16 protein-coding genes and 2 tRNA genes are annotated in these 17131 nt (G+C 68.3%); 3 read left to right on the top strand and 15 right to left on the bottom strand.

All coding sequences use genetic code 11. From position 1 onward, the window contains the following. Positions 1 to 4: 4 nt before the first annotated feature. From E3O23_RS17370 to E3O23_RS17340, 7 genes are all read right to left on the bottom strand, one after another. Positions 5 to 967, bottom strand: coding sequence for a carbohydrate ABC transporter permease (locus E3O23_RS17370; protein WP_241983535.1), 963 nt, complete (start codon positions 965 to 967; stop codon positions 5 to 7). Next, entirely contained in the window at positions 964 to 2184 is a 1221-nt protein-coding gene (locus E3O23_RS17365; RefSeq protein WP_134493229.1) for an ROK family transcriptional regulator, read from the bottom strand. Before E3O23_RS17365 ends, E3O23_RS17370 begins: the two co-directional genes overlap by 4 nt. Positions 2185 to 2585: 401 nt before the next feature. Then, positions 2586 to 3866: an ATP-dependent Clp protease ATP-binding subunit ClpX gene (clpX, locus tag E3O23_RS17360; protein WP_134493227.1), complete on the bottom strand. Its 1281-nt coding sequence runs from the start codon at positions 3864 to 3866 to the stop codon at positions 2586 to 2588. A 132-nt stretch (positions 3867 to 3998) separates the two neighbouring features. Then, positions 3999 to 4682 carry an ATP-dependent Clp protease proteolytic subunit gene (locus E3O23_RS17355; RefSeq protein WP_277613970.1) on the bottom strand — a complete coding sequence of 228 codons (684 nt, stop codon included), beginning with the start codon at positions 4680 to 4682 and terminating at the stop codon, positions 3999 to 4001. 27 nt (positions 4683 to 4709) lie between these two features. Continuing rightward, on the bottom strand, positions 4710 to 5309 hold the full coding sequence (locus tag E3O23_RS17350) for an ATP-dependent Clp protease proteolytic subunit (RefSeq protein ID WP_134493225.1): 600 nt from the start codon (positions 5307 to 5309) through the stop codon (positions 4710 to 4712). Between the two features lie 266 nt (positions 5310 to 5575). After that, a complete protein-coding gene (gene tig / locus E3O23_RS17345) occupies positions 5576 to 6985 on the bottom strand; it encodes a trigger factor (protein ID WP_166790570.1) in 1410 nt (469 codons plus the stop codon). A gap of 46 nt (positions 6986 to 7031) precedes the next feature. Then, positions 7032 to 7108 (bottom strand) — tRNA-Pro (locus tag E3O23_RS17340). 171 nt (positions 7109 to 7279) lie between these two features. Between E3O23_RS17340 and E3O23_RS17335 the strand changes: the two genes are divergently transcribed. Then, positions 7280 to 7353, top strand: a tRNA-Gly gene (locus tag E3O23_RS17335). A 200-nt stretch (positions 7354 to 7553) separates the two neighbouring features. Here the strand turns inward: E3O23_RS17335 and E3O23_RS17330 are convergent. Beyond that, entirely contained in the window at positions 7554 to 8219 is a 666-nt protein-coding gene (locus tag E3O23_RS17330; RefSeq protein ID WP_134493224.1) for a response regulator, read from the bottom strand. A 63-nt stretch (positions 8220 to 8282) separates the two neighbouring features. After that, the gene (locus tag E3O23_RS17325; protein WP_134493222.1) at positions 8283 to 8642 is read right to left on the bottom strand and encodes a hypothetical protein; all 360 of its coding nucleotides are present in this window, start codon (positions 8640 to 8642) and stop codon (positions 8283 to 8285) included. A 266-nt stretch (positions 8643 to 8908) separates the two neighbouring features. Between E3O23_RS17325 and E3O23_RS17320 the strand changes: the two genes are divergently transcribed. Then, positions 8909 to 9229, top strand: coding sequence for a hypothetical protein (locus E3O23_RS17320; RefSeq protein WP_134493220.1), 321 nt, complete (start codon positions 8909 to 8911; stop codon positions 9227 to 9229). Here E3O23_RS17320 and E3O23_RS17315 read toward each other — a convergent pair. From E3O23_RS17315 to E3O23_RS17290, 6 genes are all read right to left on the bottom strand, one after another. After that, positions 9207 to 10841, bottom strand: a complete 1635-nt coding sequence (locus tag E3O23_RS17315) for a sensor histidine kinase (RefSeq protein ID WP_194088273.1) — start codon at positions 10839 to 10841, stop codon at positions 9207 to 9209. The two genes, E3O23_RS17320 and E3O23_RS17315, sit on opposite strands and share 23 nt — an antisense overlap. Positions 10842 to 11013: 172 nt before the next feature. Then, the gene (locus E3O23_RS17310) at positions 11014 to 12492 is read right to left on the bottom strand and encodes an amidohydrolase (protein ID WP_134493218.1); all 1479 of its coding nucleotides are present in this window, start codon (positions 12490 to 12492) and stop codon (positions 11014 to 11016) included. Beyond that, on the bottom strand, positions 12489 to 13124 hold the full coding sequence (locus tag E3O23_RS17305; protein WP_134493216.1) for an FMN-binding negative transcriptional regulator: 636 nt from the start codon (positions 13122 to 13124) through the stop codon (positions 12489 to 12491). Before E3O23_RS17305 ends, E3O23_RS17310 begins: the two co-directional genes overlap by 4 nt. Beyond that, positions 13121 to 14176 carry an Fpg/Nei family DNA glycosylase gene (locus tag E3O23_RS17300; protein WP_134493214.1) on the bottom strand — a complete coding sequence of 352 codons (1056 nt, stop codon included), beginning with the start codon at positions 14174 to 14176 and terminating at the stop codon, positions 13121 to 13123. The genes E3O23_RS17305 and E3O23_RS17300 overlap by 4 nt, the downstream gene beginning before the upstream one ends. Before the next feature lie 2 nt (positions 14177 to 14178). Beyond that, positions 14179 to 14667: a ribose-5-phosphate isomerase gene (locus E3O23_RS17295; RefSeq protein ID WP_134493212.1), complete on the bottom strand. Its 489-nt coding sequence runs from the start codon at positions 14665 to 14667 to the stop codon at positions 14179 to 14181. A 13-nt stretch (positions 14668 to 14680) separates the two neighbouring features. Then, positions 14681 to 15334, bottom strand: coding sequence for a mycothiol-dependent nitroreductase Rv2466c family protein (locus tag E3O23_RS17290; RefSeq protein WP_134493210.1), 654 nt, complete (start codon positions 15332 to 15334; stop codon positions 14681 to 14683). Between the two features lie 176 nt (positions 15335 to 15510). On the opposite strand from E3O23_RS17290, the gene E3O23_RS17285 reads away from it, so the two are divergent. Beyond that, entirely contained in the window at positions 15511 to 17091 is a 1581-nt protein-coding gene (locus E3O23_RS17285) for an MFS transporter (protein WP_241983534.1), read from the top strand. Positions 17092 to 17131: the final 40 nt, after the last annotated feature.

Below are 17131 nucleotides of genomic sequence, written 5' to 3'. Positions count from 1 at the left end.
CGCATCAGCCATAGTTGACCCACCTCTTTTGCCCACGAATTTGGATGACGGTAACGAAAAGCACGACGGCGAAGAGCAGCCAGGACAGTGCGGATGCCTCGCCCGCCTTGCCGTAGCGGAAGGTCAGGTCGTAGATCTGCTGCACGACCACCTGGCTGGCGCCACCGGGCCCGCCGCCGGTCATCGCGTAGACCTGGTCGAAGACCTGGAACCCGTTGATCAGCGAGATGACGACGACGAAGAACGTGGACGGCGACAGGAGCGGCAGGGTGACGCTGACCAGGCGGCGCCACCAGCCGGCGCCGTCGACCTTCGCCGCGTCGTAGAGGTCCTGGTTGATCGCCTGCAGGCCGGCCAGCAGGATCACCATGACGAAGCCGATGTCTTTCCAGGCCGAGGCCAGGATGATCGAGGGCATGGCCCAGGCCGGATCGGACCACCAGCCGGGGCCGGCGATGCCGAAGGCCTCGAGGACCGTGTTGACGATGCCGTTGCTCGGGTTCAGCAGCCAGCGCCAGACGAGGGCCACGACGATCCAGCTCGTGATGACCGGGAGGAAATAGACCCCGCGCAGGAGCGACCGGCCCTTGAGTGCCGTGTTCAGGGCGAGGGCGAGGGTGAGCCCGCCGATGTAGACGAGGGGCAGGTAGCCCGCGATGTAGTAGATCGTGTGCAGGAACACGTCGCCGGTGCGCGGGTCGGCGAGCAGCGAGCGGTAGTTGTCGAGGCCGACCCAGGTCATCGGCGCGAGCAGGTTCCATTCGTGCAGGCTGACCCAGGCCGCGGCGACCATCGGTCCGAGCGTGAACATGGCCAGCGGGATCGCGCTCGGCAGGATGAAGGCGAGCACGGTCAGGGCGTAGGTGACGCGGGCCCTGCGGGAGCGTCCGCGCCGGGCGGATGGCCGGGGTGCGTTCGGCTGCACGACCTCGTCGACGGCGGGGAGGACGGCGGGGATGGTCGTCACGATCCGGCCTCCTGCGGTGCCGATTGCTCGACCAGCCTGGCCCGAACGAGTCGACCCTGGTCGCCGGCGAGGCCGTCGGAGTCGAAGGGCGTGGCCAGCACGAGCGCCGCGGCACCCTGCGCCCAGCTTTCGTCCTGCCAGTTCTCGACGGCCACGGCAACCTGGCGGCGGCTGGGCATCAGCGCGGACCGGAGCGCGACCTCGAAGGCGAATGACCAGTGCTTCCAGGCTGAGGTTCCCTCGCCGAGCACGATGATGATCTCCGGGTCGAGGGTGTGTACGACGCCGGCCAGGGCGCGCCCCAGGCGGTGGCCCGCCTGGCCGAAGATCGCCGTGGCCGCCGTGTTGCCGGCGTCCGCGGCGGCGCCGAGCGCGGTCATGCCGCCCTGCGCGCCGAGGACGCCGGCGGTGCGGGCGCTGCGCAGGAGGGCGGCCTCGCCGATGTAGGCCTCGAGGCATCCTCGGTTCCCGCAGGAGCAGACCGGGCCGTCTTCGGTGACCGGGATGTGGCCGACCTCGCCGGCGCCCCCGGAGAAACCGCGGAGCACCGCGCCGTCGACGACGATTCCGGCGCCGACGCCGGTGCCGATGGTCACGACGAGGAAGTTGTCGTGCCGGCGGCCGACGCCGTACAGGCGTTCGGCCATCGCCAGGGCGTTGACGTTGTTCTCGACCAGCACCGGCAGGTCGAGTTCGCGCTGCAGCGTCGCCCCGAGCGGCACCTGGCTCCAGCCGAGCTGGGCGGAGTCGACGAGGCCGCTGCCCTGGTTGTCCACGCTGCCGGGCACGCCAATGCCGATGCCGAGCACCGGTGTCGAGCTCCCGCCGGCGATGAAGCGGCGCAGCAGCACGGTCAGCTCGGCGAGGAAGGTGGAGGACGACGCGTCGAACGGTTCACTGGCCGAGCGGAGCACGGCGCCGTCGATTCCGACCTCGACGAAGGCGACGTGGTCGAGGACGACCTTGACGCCGATCGCGTGCCCGGCGGTCGAGACGATCCCGAGCATCCGGGCCGGTCGGCCGCCCTGCGACGGTGCCTGCTCCAGTTCCTGGAGGAGGCCGTCGGCGAGCAGGTCCCTGGTGAGCTGGGTCATCAGCGCCGGCGACACGTCGAGCACGCGGGCCAGATCGGCCCGCGATGCGGGGCCGTGCGCACCCAATTGCGCCAGGATCGCGGACCGATTGACGTCGGTTCGCGCTGCGGGACGAAACACCATTGTTCCCCTTTGTTTAGGACTAAATAAACCCTAGAACAATGTTCGCCCTCCGTCAACAAAAACTTCCCGCGAAACCGCAGTTGTGCGCGAAATACGGCACGAATAACGTGCACAACTGCGGTTTCGCGGGGGTGGAGGCGCGAAAGGGGGCTAGGAGACGGCGGGCTCGAGCAGGCGGAAGCGCCGGGCAACCGGGTCGAGCTCGGCCAGGACGTTGTGCGGGAGCACCCACGGTGGACGGATACTCCACGACGTCGAGGCCGAACACGTCGCGCAAGGTGGCCGGTCCGGCTCGGTAGACGTGCGGGTAGACGCTCGATCCCGGCCAGGACGTCGCGACGACGGCGACGCGATCCCCCGCGCTCAGGCGGGGCGGGCGGGTGATCTCCACGGGTCGGGGGTCAGGCGGACTTCTCTTCGCGCCGGGCCTTGTGGTGCACGATCGTGGGCTCGGCGTTGTCGAGCACAGCCTCGCGGGTGACGATGACGCGGGCCACCTCGGTGCTGGACGGCACCTCGAACATGATCGGCCCGAGGACCTCTTCCATGATCGCGCGCAGGCCGCGGGCACCCGTCTTGCGGAGCACGGCCAGGTCGGCGATCGCTTCGAGGGCGGGCTGCTCGAATTCGAGCTCGACGCCGTCGAGTTCGAACATGCGCTGGTACTGGCGCACCAGGGCGTTCTTCGGCACGGTCAGGATCTGCATGAGCGCCACCTGGTCGAGCTGCGTGACGGTGGCGACGACGGGAAGACGCCCGATGAACTCGGGGATCAGGCCGAACTTGTGCAGGTCTTCCGGGAGCACCTCGCCGAAGAGGTTGACGTCGTCGCCCTTGCTGTGCAGCGGGGCGCCGAAGCCGATGCCCTTCTTACCGGCCCGCGAGGAGATGATGTCTTCGAGCCCGGCGAACGCGCCGGCCACGATGAACAGCACGTTCGTGGTGTCGATCTGGATGAACTCCTGGTGCGGATGCTTGCGGCCGCCCTGCGGCGGAACCGACGCGATGGTGCCCTCGAGGATCTTCAGCAGGGCCTGCTGCACGCCCTCGCCGGAAACGTCGCGGGTGATCGACGGGTTCTCGGCCTTGCGGGCGATCTTGTCGATCTCGTCGATGTAGATGATGCCGGTCTCGGCGCGCTTGACGTCGTAGTCCGCGGCCTGGATCAGCTTGAGCAGGATGTTCTCGACGTCTTCGCCGACGTAGCCGGCCTCGGTCAGGGCCGTCGCATCCGCCACGGCGAAGGGCACGTTGAGGCGCTTGGCAAGGGTCTGCGCGAGGTAGGTCTTGCCACAGCCGGTGGGGCCGATGAGCAGGATGTTGGACTTGGCGATCTCAACGTCGTCGCGGATGGCGTCGGCCGCGGTCAGCGTCGCCCGGGAGCGCACGCGCTTGTAGTGGTTGTAGACGGCAACGGCGAGGGCGCGCTTGGCGGCCTCCTGGCCGATGACGTACTCCTCGAGGAAGCCGAAGATCTCCTTGGGCTTCGGGAGATCGAACTCGCCGCTGCCCTCCTCCGAGCCGGCTTCGGCGAGCCGCTCTTCGATGATCTCGTTGCACAACTCGACGCACTCGTCGCAGATGTAGACGCCCGGCCCCGCAATGAGCTGCTGGACCTGCTTCTGGCTCTTTCCGCAGAAGGAGCACTTCAGCAGATCGGCGCTTTCGCCTATTCGGGCCATCTGTAGCCTCCTCCATCGGTGTCGCTGTCATCGAGCCTAGCCTGTGCCTGTGACACCGCGTGTACGCCGTGCCCAAAGCGAAACGGCGCGCCCCCGAAGGTGGCGCGCCGTTTCGAATGCTGCGTGGCGCGTCTACTTGACGAGAGTCGGCAGGTTCTTGCGGCTGGTCAGGACCTGGTCGATCAGGCCGTACTCGAGGGCCTCGGCCGCGCCCAGGATCTTGTCGCGGTCGATGTCCTTGTTGACCTGTTCCACCGACTTGTTGGAGTGGTGCGAGAGGGTCTCCTCGAGCCAGACGCGCATGCGCATGATCTCGGCGGCCTGGATTTCGATGTCCGAGGCCTGCCCGCTGCCCGATCCGCCGACCGACGGCTGGTGGATGAGGATGCGCGCGTTCGGCAGGGCGAGGCGCTTGCCCGCCGTTCCGCCGGCCAACAGCACGGCCGCGGCCGAGGCCGCCTGGCCGAGGCAGACCGTCTGGATGTGCGGGCGGATGTACTGCATCGTGTCGTAGATCGCCGTCATGGCCGTGAACGAGCCTCCGGGCGAGTTGATGTACATGACGATGTCGCGGTCGGGGTCCTGGCTCTCGAGCACGAGGAGCTGGGCCATGACGTCGTCCGCGGAGGCGTCATCCACCTGCACGCCGAGGAAGATGATGCGGTCCTCGAAGAGCTTGGCGTAGGGGTCCTGGCGCTTGTAGCCGTAGGCCGTGCGCTCCTCGAACGTGGGCAGGATGTACCGGGAGTCCGGCATCGAAGCGGCGGGGCCGCCGCGCGAGCTGGATGCGGTTCCACCGAATGTGGGGATGGTCATAGTGTTCTTCCTCTTCGGTTCGGTGGGCTACTTATTGTTGTCCGCGGCCACGGTGCCGCCGCCGCCGGCGACGTCGGTGGCTGATTCGCGGACGTGGTCGACGAAACCGTACTCGAGGGCTTCCTGCGCGCTGAACCAGCGGTCGCGGTCGCCGTCGGCGTTGATCTGCTCGACCGTCTTGCCGGTCTGCGCCGCCGTGATCTCGGCCAGGCGCTTCTTCATGTCGAGGATGAGCTGCGCCTGGGTCTGGATGTCGCTGGCCGTGCCACCGAAGCCGCCGTGCGGCTGGTGCAGGAGGACGCGGGTGTTCGGGGTGATGTAGCGCTTGCCCTTGGTGCCCGAGGTGAGGAGCAGCTGGCCCATCGAGGCGGCCATTCCGATGCCGACCGTGACGATGTCGTTCGGCACGAACTGCATCGTGTCGTAGATTGCCATGCCGGCTGTGATCGACCCGCCGGGCGAGTTGATGTACAGGTAGATGTCGAGCTTGGGGTCCTCGGCGGCCAGCAGCAGGATCTTGGCACAGATCTCGTTGGCGCTGTCGTCACGGACCTCTGAGCCGAGCCAGATGATTCGGTCTTTCAGCAGTCGGTCAAATACGCCGGGTGTCGGTGTCATATCGGCCATGTCGCGCTCCGTTTCGCTTGTCGCTTCAGAATGAATCTATAGGAGCCCGGCCGGAAGAACGGCTGTGTTCGCCCTCGGCAGATTACGCGGCGTTGCCCCTCAACCGCCAACTGTTGTCGAAGCGGACAACTGTGGCCGGTGCGCGGGGAACATTTGTCCGATTTGGCACCAGATACAGGGGGCGGAGACGGGCGGGACGCAGAACGGGCCGGATGTCGTGTGACATCCGGCCCGGAGGCGCTCGCTCGTGACGGAGCGCGCGCGTGCTACTTCTTGGCAGCGGCCTTCTTCTTGGCCTTGGCCTTGGCCTCTGCTTCGACCGGCGCAGCGGTGTTCTCGTCCTCGGTGCTGTCGTCCTCGGTGGTCTCGTCCGCCGCGGCATCCTCTGCCGTGTCGTCGTCTTCGACCGCGCTGAATTCGGACAGGTCGACGGTCTTGCCGTTCGAGTCGACAACCTTCGCCTTGCCCAGGGCGATAGCCAGCGCCTTGTTGCGGGCGACCTCGGCCACCATCGACGGGATCTGGCCGTTGCTGCTCAGCGCCTGGACGAACTCGCTCGGGTCCATGCCGTACTGGCTCGCACCCTGGATCAGGTACTGGGTCAGTTCGTCCTGGCTGACCTGGACCTTCTCGGCCTCGGCGATCGTGTCGAGCAGGATCTGCTGGCGGAACGTCTTCTCGCTCGAGGCGGTGACCTCCGCGCGGTGCTCGTCGTCCTCGAGGCGGCTCTCGCCCTCGAGGTGACGGTTCACCTCGTCTTCGATGATCGCCGCGGGGATCGGGACCTCGACGGACTCGAGCAGCTGCTCGATGAGCTGGTCCCTGGCCTGGTTACCCTGGCCGAAGACCTTGGAACGCTCGACCTGGGTCTTGAGGCTCTCGGTCAGCTCGGAGACCGTGTCGAACTCGCTGGCGATCTGGGCGAAGTCGTCGTCGACGGGCGGGAGCTCGCGCTCCTTGACGGCGGAGACGGTGACGACGATCTCGGCGGTTTCGCCCTCGTGGTCGCCGCCCATGAGCTTCGAGTTGAACGTGGTGGTCTCGCCGGCGCTGAGCGAGTCGAGCGCCTCGTCGATGCCCTCGATCAGGTCGCCGGAGCCGACCTCGTAGGAGATTCCGCTGGCGGTGTCGACCTCGACGCCGTTGATGGATGCGACCAGGTCGATCTGGGCGAAGTCGCCGGTCTTCGCCGGACGCTCGACGGTGACGAGCGTGCCGAAGCGGCTGCGCAGCTTGTCGAGCTCCTCGGTGACCTCGTCGTCGGACACCTCGACGGCGTCGACGGTGAGCGTGAGCCCCTTGTAGTCGGGAAGCTCGATCTCGGGGCGGACGTCAACCTCGATGGCCAGCAGCAGGTCGCCGGAGAAGTCCTTGTCGCTGGGCCATTCGACGATGTCGGCTTCCGGACGGCCCAGGGGGCGCAGCTTGTGCTCTTCGACAACCTTGCGGTAGAAACCGTCGAGGCTTTCGTTGACCGCGTGCTCCAGGACGCCGGACTTGCCGACGCGCTGGTCGATGATGGCGGGCGGAACCTTGCCCTTGCGGAAGCCGGGGATGTTGATGCCCTCGGCAATGTGCCCGTAGGCGTGGGTGATGCTGGGCTTGAGCTCCTCGGGCGTCACCGTGATGGTGAGCTTGGCGCGCGTGGGGCTCAGCTTTTCGACCGTTGACTTCACGTGGGGACTCTCCTGTGTTTTGAACGATTGCGTGCGTGGGGGGTGATGGTCGGGGCGACAGGATTCGAACCTGCGACCTCTCGGTCCCAAACCGAGCGCTCTACCAAGCTGAGCTACGCCCCGGATCGCCATCTCAACCCGTTGGGGCCCTCCGGTTGACGCGAGAAAGCTCCTCACGGCAGGCCGATTGACCTCGGTAAGTCTAGTGCACAGCTCCGGCGTCCCGACGCGTGGTCGTGCAGCGAGCGCCCGCCAACGTGTACTACGCTATTCGAGTGCCCGGCGACGGGCCCTGGGGATGTAGCTCAATGGTAGAGCCTCAGTTTTCCAAACTGATGGCGCGGGTTCGATTCCCGTCATCCCCTCCAGAATCACCGTCCCGCCGGAATCAGCGCCCTTTCCGCAGATCTCGCAGCGGAGCAGACGGGCGGGCTGGCCGAGGAGCATCCGAGCCGCCCGCAAGGCTGCCGCTCGTTTGCGGAGAAAGTACCTTCATCGGCCTCGGGAAGGTACTTTGTCCGCAACTCAGCGAGAGGGCCGGGCCCTGGGGTCAGCGCTGAAGGAACGATCAGTGCTGGAGGAACCTCAGCACGGCCAGCACCCGGCGGTGGTCGGACCCCGAGTCCTCAAGCCCGAGCTTCTGGAAAATGGACGTCACGTTCTTCTCTACCGCCCCAACGCCGATCACCAGGGCGGAGGCGATCCCGCCGTTGGTGCGCCCCTCGGCCATCAGGCCGAGCACCTCGCGCTCCCGCGGTGTGAGCGAGGCGAGCGGATCGGTCCGCCGGGCCAGCAGCTCCCGCACCACCTGCGGGTCGAGCACCGTGCCGCCCGCGCTGATGCGCCGAACGGCATCCTTGAGCTCCTCGAGCGACGCGACCCGGTCCTTGAGCAGGTAGCCGAGGCCCCCGTCGCCGGCGGCCAGCAGCTCCTGGGCGTACGTGCCCTCGACATACTGGCTGAGCAGCAGGATCCCGATGCCGGGAAGCCGGCGGCGCAGTTCGAGAGCCGCGCGCACGCCCTCGTCGCGGAAGGTGGGCGGCATCCGCACATCGAGCACGGCGAGGTCGGGCCGGAGCCGGTCTACGTCTGCCAGCAGCGCGTCGGCATCGCCGTACGCGGCCAGCGTCTCGAAGCCGGCTTCGTCGAACAGCCTGGCCAGTCCCTCGCGCAGCAGCACGGAATCCTCCGCGAGGACCAGGCGCACCGCGCCTCTCGCCCCGTCCTCAGTCATGTCTTCAGGATAGGGGCGAAACGGATGCCGCGGGTCGGGTCCCCGGCATCCGCCCGGGCCGCCCTAGCTGGGGTATTCCTCCGCCACACAGCCGTTCTCGATGAAGGCCTCCGGGTTGTCGCCCTGCCCGTCGAAGTGTCCGGTCGCTCCGGCCAGCCACCAGTCGAACGCGGGAATGACGTCCTCGAGGTCCTGGTGGTTCTGGTGCGCCTGCACGACGGCGACCTTGTCGGTGGTGATGATCACGTACGGGTTCTTCTCGCTGTGGGTCGCGTGGCAGTAGGTGACCTTGTGGTCGTCGGACGGCTGCGAGGCCGTGGCGGATGCCGCGACGCCCAGTGCGCCGAGGGCCGCGAACGGAACGGCGGCGAACAGGGCGACGACGCGGGCGCGCTTTCGCCCGGCCTCTGTAGACAGGATCATTTGTGGTACTCCCTTCGGGTAAGAGTGCTTCTTAGCCACATCAGAGCACGGTGCGCTGTCCCCCAACAAGGGGCAACCTGAGCAATTCTCACCCCCAGTTCGAGGGACCCGCGTTCCTCGCGCGCCTGGCGGCAGGCCCGGCACGCGCCGTTCCCGAAAAGATGAGTGACCCTCACTTTGGGGTATCCGGGTGCCTTGTCGGCGGGATACCCGGCCTGCTTTGCTGAGCGCGTGACCCCACTCTTACCCGAAAGGAGGGTCACCCCATGATCCAATCCGGCCTCGTGACACCGAGCCTGCTGGCGGCCGTGCGCCCGATCGCGATCACATCGACCGGGGTCGAGGCCGAGAACATGGGCCTGGTCGCCCTGCTGCTCTTCCTTGCCGGCGCCGCCGTCCTGGTCATCGTCAGGAGGCGCGGGCTGAAGTCACCGCCGCTGACGATGGCCCGACCGGCACATCACCGTCACGCCGCCAACCGGAACCCGGCCGGGCGCAAGGTCTGGACGCACCGAACTCCTGCCGGGGCCCGGACCGGCATCGGGCATCGCCACCAGGCGCCGGTCAGGCCGCATCCGGAACCGTAGCCGGCACGGAGACGGGCACGGAGACGGGCACGGAGACGGGCACGGAGCCCGACAGCGTTGACGCCAGCGGGATGTGCGCGCCGATCGCCGTCGGTCCCCCGGCCGGGCTGGTGAGTGAGAGGACCCCCCGCAGCCCGCGCAGCCGTTCGTGGAGCCCCTGCAGGCCGTGGCCGTCGGTGAAGACCGCTCCACCGCATCCGTTGTCCATCACCCAGAGGTCGAGCCAGGTGCTGTCATCATCCGGGACACGGCGCAGCGTCGCGTGCAGGCGGATGCTCGTCGCCCGGGCATGCTTGGCCACGTTGGTGAGCAGCTCGGCCGCGACGAAGTAGGCGTTGCGTTCGATCTCGGACGAAAGCCGGAGGGCGGGATCGAGGTTCATTTCCAGCTGCACGGGTACCGTGCTGCGCGCGGCCAGCGACTCGAGCCCGGCGACCAGGCCGCGGTCCTGCAGGATGGGCGGAACGAGCCCGCGGGACAGTGCGCGCAGTTCCTCGAGGGTTTCATGCGCCTGGTTCCTGGCCTCGGCGAGCAGGCTGCGGACGGCCTCCGGGTCGGTGTCCAGCTTGCGTTCGGCGGCGGCGAGGTCCATCTGCAGCCGGACCAGCCGTTGCTGGGGTCCGTCATGGATGTCGCGCTCGAGGCGACGAAGCGACTGGTCCTCGGCTGAGACGGCCGCGCCGCGGGATGCGCTCAGGTCGGCTACCTCGCGCTGCAGTGCCTCCGAGGGCCAGGCCCCGAGCATGACGCGCGCCGTCGCGTGGTGCGCGATCAGCAACATCCGGGTCAGGTAGGGCAGGGTCAGCAGGAAAATGGCGCCGAGGATGAACTGGAGGATGCTCTCGCCGACGAACGGGGCGACGGAGAGCGTGTTCCCGGGCACGAGCCAGTCCGCCACGAGGTCGAAGAGCTGGATTCGACCGTCGCCAACGGGGACGAAGCCGCCCCAGGCCCAGAAGCTGACACCGCCGAGGCCCACGGACAGACAGACGATTGTGACGATCCAGCTCACGAGGCCGAGGAAGAAGTTCACGACCATGCCGTGCAGCAGGTACAGCCAGTAGTGTCCGTTGACGAGCGGGCCGAGGATGGTCCGCAGCGGCGTGGCTGCCTCGCCCGGGGGCGCCCAGCGCGGGGGCGTGATCGGGGGCCGGCCGGCCCAGCGCAGCCGCAGCAGCTCGAAGGCGCCGAATCCGCGGGCGATGTACAGGGCCGCGACGACGAGGAAGAGCCCGACGAACATGGCGACGAGCCCGACCCCGGTGAAGAAGACGGTGCTGAGCGTGGTGAGGGCCGCGATGACGATGGGCAGGGTGGGCAGCAGAAACCCGAGTTCCCTCGGCACCTGCCGCCAGAGGCTGCCGTAGGTCGCCCGCGGGCGGACAGGCGGCGCGGCTGCGGATGGATCCGCCGCGGGCGAAATGGCTGCGGACACCGTGGCTGTCGGCGCCGTGGCAGCGGGCGGCGCGGCGGCTGGCGAAGCGGGCGGTGTGGCTGCGGGCGGTGTGGCCGAGGCCGGTGGAACTGCGGGTGGTGTGGCTGCGGGTGGTGTGGTCTGCACGGCATCCAGCGTGGCAGACTGCGCCGGTCCCGGGGTGGTTTCAGTGGTCATGACTCCACTCTCGCGCCGCGGCGTCACCCGCCCCACCCGGACAGCCTCCGGATCCCCTCGGGGGTAATCCCCCGTCCATGCCCCCTCACTCCCCGCGAAACCGCAGTTGTGCGCGTCAAAACGCCCGAATGACGCGCACAACTGCGGTTTCGCGGGGAGTGTGGGGAGGGGCTCAGAGGGTGGTGTGGGTGAAGCGGCCGGCCAGCAGGGTGGCGGCCACGGGCATCCGCCGGAGATCGGCCACGGATGCCGTCAACGGGTCGACCTCGCAGACCGCCAGGTCGGCGACCTCCCCCACCGCGACCTGGTGCCGCCCGCGCGCGGACGCGGCCAGGGCCGCCTGCCGGGAGATCGCCTGCTCGGGGTGCCACGGCTCGCGGCCCTCCGTGCCGCGCCCAACGGCGGCGGCCATCGTCACCCAGGGGTCGAGGGGCGCGACCGGGGCATCCGAGCCGAGTGCCAGCTGCACGCCGGCGTCCAGCAGGCTCGCGAGCACGAAGGCCCGGCCGGTGCGGCCGGCCCAGTAGCGGTCGGCGACATCGCGGTCGTCCAGGGCATGCTCCGGTTGCACGCTGGCGACCACGCCCAGCCGGGCGAATCGGCCGATGTCGGCGGCGGCGAGCAGTTGCGCGTGTTCGATGCTGCCCTCGCAGGCGAGCTCCGCGAACGCGTCGAGGGCCAGGCTGTTGGCGTGGTCGCCGATGGCATGCACGGCCGGGCGGATGCCGGCCTCGGCCGCGGTCCGCATCAGCGAGACGAGCTCCGCGGGCGGCACCGTGAGCATCCCGTGCGCACCCGGGGTGCCTTCGAGGCCGGGATACTCGTCGAAGCAGTACGCCGTGCGGGTGTTGAGCGACCCGTCGGTGATCACCTTGTACGGGCCCACGGTGAGCAGTCCCCCGGTTCCGTCGACCGGAGCCCCGGTTCTCAGGCCGAGCGCCACCGCCCGCGCCAGGTCCTGGCTGTAGATGCCGAACTCGACCCGGAGCGCATCCGTGCCCGCGGCGATCCGGCGCCGCCAGGTGTCGAGGTTCCAGGTCATTTCGAGGTCGACGATGCCGACGACGCCGCGGGATGCCGCGACCCGCGCCGCCTCGTCGGCCCAGCCGTCCATCACCGCGTCCGCGACCGCGCCGAGCGAGGCGACGACGGCGAAGCAGTCGTCCTCCCGGAGCAGCCCAGTGGGATGGCCCGCGAAACCGTGCAGCGCAAGCGCCGCCGAGTTCAGCCAGCAGCTGTGCAGGTCGCCGCTGACCAGCACGACGGGGACGTCCCCGGATGCGGCGTCGAGCACCTCGAGCCCGGGAGCGTCCGGCCACAGCCCGTCGCGGAAACCGAACCCGACGAGGGTGTCCCCGGACGGTACCGAGGGAACGCGCCCGGCGACGGAGACGGCCGCCGCCGCGGCGGATGCCGCGGCAGAGACATCGAGGCGCCGTGCCGTCTGCGCCCACTGGCTGAAATGCACGTGGTTGTCCCAGAGCCCTGGGATGACCCACCGCTCACCGAGGTCGACCGTGCGCGTCGCCGGGCGGCCGGGGTCGGTGTAGCCGACGCGCCGGATCACGCCGTCGGCGATTTCGATGTCGACGACGTCGTCGCTGCCCGGGAGGCGGCCATTCAGCAGGAGAAGCGTCGTGGAACCCGTCACCGACCGAGCCGATCGTGCACGCGCCGCATTTCGGCGGCCAGGGGCGCACTCGCGTACGGCCCGTCGCCCTCGAGTTCCGCGATCACGCGTTCCACGGTCGCGGCCGGTTTGTTCTGGCTCATCTTGTTCTTGGCCACCAGCCGGGTGACCCTCAGGCGGAAACCCACCGTCCCCGCCGAGATGCGCTCGGCATACGCGGCGTCAACCTGCGTGCCCTTCATGCGGCGCGGCTCAGGCATCCGCTCCTCGAAGTGGTCGACCAGACCCTCGAGCACACGCAGGTTCTCTTCGGCGCTGAGCAGCTCAGGCGTGCCGTAGAGGTGCGCGGTGATGAAGTTCCAGGTGGGGACGGCCCCGGACGCGTCGTACCAGCCGGGCGAGATGTAACCGTGGGGGCCCTGGATAACCACGATCAGCTGGTGAGAACCGAGTTCGTGCAGCTGCTCGTCCGGGCGGCCCACGTGCCCGAGCAGCACGATGCCCTCCGACGACTCGTCGAGGATGACCGGGTAGTGCGAGGCGACCAGTTCGCCGGCCGAGGTGTGGCTGACGATCGTGGCCCACGGGTTTTCCCTGATCAAGCGCTTGATTTCGGCGGTTTCGCCGAGCACGAAACTGGGGTTCTGTCTCATCGGATTCCGCTTTCCAGGTCGATCGTTCCGGCCGAGGGCCGCTGGCAGGACGGGCACCAGTACAGCTTGCGTGCCCCCATCTCCTCGAGGGCGATGTGCGTGCCGCAGACGCGGCAGGGCAGCCCCTCGCGTTTGTAGACCCAGTGCCGGTCCGCCCGGTTCCTCATGGCCAGGACGTACTCGTCGTCGCCGAGGTCGTCCATCGTCATCATCTGGCCGGTTTTCACGCCGATGGCGAGCAGGTGCGACCAGTCCCGCCAGAGGCCGCGGACCGTGTCGTCGCTGAGGGTCTTCCCTGGGGCATGCGGGTCGATCCGGGCGCGGAACAGGAGCTCGGCCCGGTACACGTTGCCGATGCCGGCCACCACCGCCTGGTCCATCAGGAGCAGGCCGATCGGGGTGGGCCTGCGGCGCACCGCGTGCGTGAACCGGTCTTCCGCGGCCTGGCCGTCGTCGAGCTGGGGATCGGGTCCGAGCTTGGCGATCACAGCTTCCACCTGGCCGGCGTCGAGCACTTCGCACGCGGTCGGACCGCGAAGGTCGGCCGAGACGGTGTCGGTGAGCAGGCGAACGCGCACCTGGCCCACGGGTTCGGGCGGGAAGGTCTCGACCGCGCCCAGTTCCTTTTCCTGCTCGGCCATCCGCACCCGGGTGCGGCGCGGGGCCCCGATGCTGTGCAGGGAGTTCTCGCCGGCCGAGTCGAGCACGGCGCCCAGGCCGGCCCGACCCAGGTCCGTGCCGGCCAGGACCGTGCCGCGCTGGTTGGTCTGCCCCATCCTGCCGTTGGCCGACGCGATCGTCGCGTCCATCAGGATGTCCCCGGCGAAGTCCCACGCGCCGTACATGCCCAGGTGGATGCGCAGCCAGAGTCCGTTGTCGAACTCGAGGAACATTTGCTTGCCGACGGCCCGGGCATCCGTCATCACATGGCCGTCGAGCTGCTCGGCCCCCGCCACGAACCGGCCCTGCGGCGAGGAGAGGCGCACGGGCTTGCCGACGAAGTTGCGCGCGAACTGGCGCGTGATCCGGTGGACGGAATGACCCTCGGGCACGGTCAGGCCACGATGTCTTTGCCGGCGATCCGCCCGGTTGTTTCGTACTCCGCGAGCTGGGCGATCCGGCGCGCGTGCCGCTCGGCCCCGGAGAACGGCTCGGCAATGAACGCGTCGATGAAGGCCGTCGCGTCTTCGACGGTGTGCTGCCTGGCCCCGATGGAGATGACGTTGGCGTCGTTGTGCTCCCGGGCGAGCCGGGCGGTGCTCAGGTTCCAGACCAGGGCCGCACGCGCACCCTTCACCTTGTTGGCGGCCATCTGCTCGCCGTTGCCGGACCCGCCGAAGACGACGCCCAGGGCCTCGACGTTGCCGGCCTGGTCATTCACCACGGCCTGCGCCGCATTGATGCAGAACGCCGGGTAATCGTCGAGCTCGTCGTAGCTCTGCGGCCCGTGGTCGATGACCTCGTGGCCGGCGGCGGTGAGGTGGGTCATGAGGTGCCGGCTGAAGTCCAGGCCCGCGTGGTCGGTGGCGATGTGGATGCGCATAGGGGAATTCTATTTAGTCGGCGGCGGGTTGGGCGGCGGGTTGGTCGGCGGGGCCGGTCGGCAGCGGCGCGAAGATCGGCTCGCGGGTCCGACTCCGTTTGAGTTCGAAGAACCCGTCGAAGGCGGCTGCCGCCATCACCCCGTCCCAGAGCGCGAGCGCCTGCGCGCCGGTCGGAGCCGGCGACATCACGGGGCCGAAGAAGGCCACGTCGCCGACGGCGATGATCGGCGTCCCGACGTCGTGGCCCACCCGCCGGATGCCCTCGAAGTGGCTCAGTCGCATGGCCACATCGAATTCGTCGCTGTCCGCGTGGGCGGCGAACGAGGCCGGTAATCCCACCTCGGCGAGCGCCGCCGGGATGACCGCGTCCGGGTCGGTCTGTCCGCCGAGGTGGATCAGGGCGCCGAGGGCGCCGTAGAGGGCCTTGACGCTCTCCTGTCCGTGCAGTTCCTGGGCGGCCTGGACCAGGCGGGTGTACTTCAGGGCCCGGGGGAAGAAGGCCTGGTACTCGTCGCTGACCTCCTTGTCCTCGTTGAGCACGGCGAGGCTCATCACGTTCCAGGTGACGTCGAGCCGGCGCGCGTCCGCGACCTCGTCCACCCACCGTGAAGTCACCCATGCCCAGGGGCAGGAAGGGTCGAACCAGAACTCGATCGAATCAGTCATATGTCCAGACTAGGCGGCGCTTATGGGCCCCCGAATCCCGTCAAAATTGCATCCGGAATAACGTTTTGGCCGATCATCGGCTAAAATGGCTAGCTTGCCCGAGAATGATTCGGAAATTTCCCGACCACGGGTCGCCACAGGTCTCACGCAAATGGCCTCCACGAGAGAAGAACATATTGCCTATTGACCGAAGTAAAAACACGTCTCTGAGCGGTGCCACAAGCGCCGCCGTGAAATCCAAAAAACCGCTCCTGCGGCGCCGGCTCAAGGAGTCCGACGTCAACGTCGTCGACCACCCCAAGCTGAAGAAAGCCCTCGGCGGAACGATCGTCGGAAACACCATGGAGTGGTACGACGTCGGTGTCTTCGGCTACCTGATCACCACGATGGGCCCGGTGTTCCTGCCCGAGGCCGACAAGACCGTGCAGACGCTGTTCCTGCTCGGAACCTTCGCGGCCACGTTCATCGCCCGCCCCCTCGGTGGCGTGTTCTTCGGCTGGCTCGGCGACAAGATCGGCCGCCAGAAGGTGCTGTCCATGACGCTCATGCTCATGGCCGTCTCCACCTTCGCCGTCGGTCTGCTGCCCGGGTACGCCCAGGTCGGCATGTTGGCCGCTGCCCTGCTGGTGTTCACCAAGATCGTCCAGGGCTTCTCCACCGGCGGTGAGTACGCCGGTGCCACCACCTTCGTCAGCGAACACGCTCCGGACAAGCACCGCGGATTCTTCGCGAGCCTGCTGGACATGGGCAGCTACCTCGGCTTCGCCATCGGTGCGGCCCTCGTCTCCGTGTTGCAGGTCACCCTGGGACAGGACGTCATGGAGGACTGGGGCTGGCGCATCCCGTTCCTCATCGCCGGACCCCTGGGCCTCATCGCCATCTACTTCCGGATGAAGATCGAGGAATCGCCGACCTTCCAGGCGACCCTGGACGCCAAGGAGATCGCGGCGAACGACCCGCTGGTCGCCGATGCCCCCGCCGCCAAGGGCCCGCTCGCTATCTTCAAGGCCTACTGGCGCGGAATCGTGCTGGCCATGGTCCTCGTGGCGTCCGCCAACACGCTCGGCTATGCGCTCACGTCCTACATGCCGACTTATCTCACGGCCAACAAGGGCTACGACGAGTTCCATGGAACGCTGCTGACCATTCCGATCCTGGTCATCATGTCGATCTGCATCCCGCTGGCCGGTCGCCTCTCCGACAAGATCGGACGACGTCCGGTGCTCTGGATCGGTGCGATCAGCGCGGTCTTCCTCTCCATCCCGGCGTTCCTCCTCATCGACATCGGTGAGGTCTGGACCACCCTGCTCGGCCTCGCGCTGATCGCCTTCCCGGTGACCTTCTACGTGGCCAACCTGGCGTCGGCCCTGCCGGCCCTGTTCCCGACCGAGAGCCGCTACGGAGCGATGGGCATCGCCTACAACTTCTCCGTCGCGATCTTCGGAGGAACGACCCCGTTCATCATCGCGGCCCTCATTGCGGCCTCCGGCGACGACATGGCGCCGGCGTACTACCTGATGGGGACATCCGTCATCGGAGCGATCACCATCTACTTCATGAAGGAGACGGCCCAGCGCCCCCTGCTCGGCTCGATGCCGAGTGTGACCTCGGAGGCCGAAGCCAGGGAACTCGTTGCGGGCCAGGACGAGAACCCGATGCTCGACATGGACGAGATGCCGTTCGACCACACCTACGAAGCGGCGACCAACGCCGTTGACGTGGTCGACGCGCAGGATGCCGAGCCCGCGAAGGTCTAACACCCCGCGCCGCCCGAACGGACATGTGTTGCCGCTACAC

It is taken from the genome of Cryobacterium tagatosivorans (assembly GCF_004402215.1).
Classification (GTDB): domain Bacteria; phylum Actinomycetota; class Actinomycetes; order Actinomycetales; family Microbacteriaceae; genus Cryobacterium; species Cryobacterium tagatosivorans.
Note: the sequence above shows the minus strand (reverse complement) of the source record. Positions and strands in the feature narration are given on the sequence as shown.

What these genes read in the sequence shown, in the direction of transcription:
- E3O23_RS17290 (WP_134493210.1), bottom strand. Translation starts at nt 15,334, where the DNA reads ATGACTGATTCGATCGAGTTCTGGTTCGACCCTTCCTGCCCCTGGGCA.
- E3O23_RS17295 (WP_134493212.1), bottom strand. Translation starts at nt 14,667, where the DNA reads ATGCGCATCCACATCGCCACCGACCACGCGGGCCTGGACTTCAGCCGG.
- E3O23_RS17320 (WP_134493220.1), top strand. Translation starts at nt 8,909, where the DNA reads ATGATCCAATCCGGCCTCGTGACACCGAGCCTGCTGGCGGCCGTGCGC.
- E3O23_RS17355 (WP_277613970.1), bottom strand. Translation starts at nt 4,682, where the DNA reads ATGACCATCCCCACATTCGGTGGAACCGCATCCAGCTCGCGCGGCGGC.
- E3O23_RS17350 (WP_134493225.1), bottom strand. Translation starts at nt 5,309, where the DNA reads ATGGCCGATATGACACCGACACCCGGCGTATTTGACCGACTGCTGAAA.
- E3O23_RS17325 (WP_134493222.1), bottom strand. Translation starts at nt 8,642, where the DNA reads ATGATCCTGTCTACAGAGGCCGGGCGAAAGCGCGCCCGCGTCGTCGCC.
- E3O23_RS17330 (WP_134493224.1), bottom strand. Translation starts at nt 8,219, where the DNA reads ATGACTGAGGACGGGGCGAGAGGCGCGGTGCGCCTGGTCCTCGCGGAG.
- E3O23_RS17315 (WP_194088273.1), bottom strand. Translation starts at nt 10,841, where the DNA reads ATGACCACTGAAACCACCCCGGGACCGGCGCAGTCTGCCACGCTGGAT.
- E3O23_RS17305 (WP_134493216.1), bottom strand. Translation starts at nt 13,124, where the DNA reads ATGAGACAGAACCCCAGTTTCGTGCTCGGCGAAACCGCCGAAATCAAG.
- E3O23_RS17365 (WP_134493229.1), bottom strand. Translation starts at nt 2,184, where the DNA reads ATGGTGTTTCGTCCCGCAGCGCGAACCGACGTCAATCGGTCCGCGATC.
- clpX (WP_134493227.1), bottom strand. Translation starts at nt 3,866, where the DNA reads ATGGCCCGAATAGGCGAAAGCGCCGATCTGCTGAAGTGCTCCTTCTGC.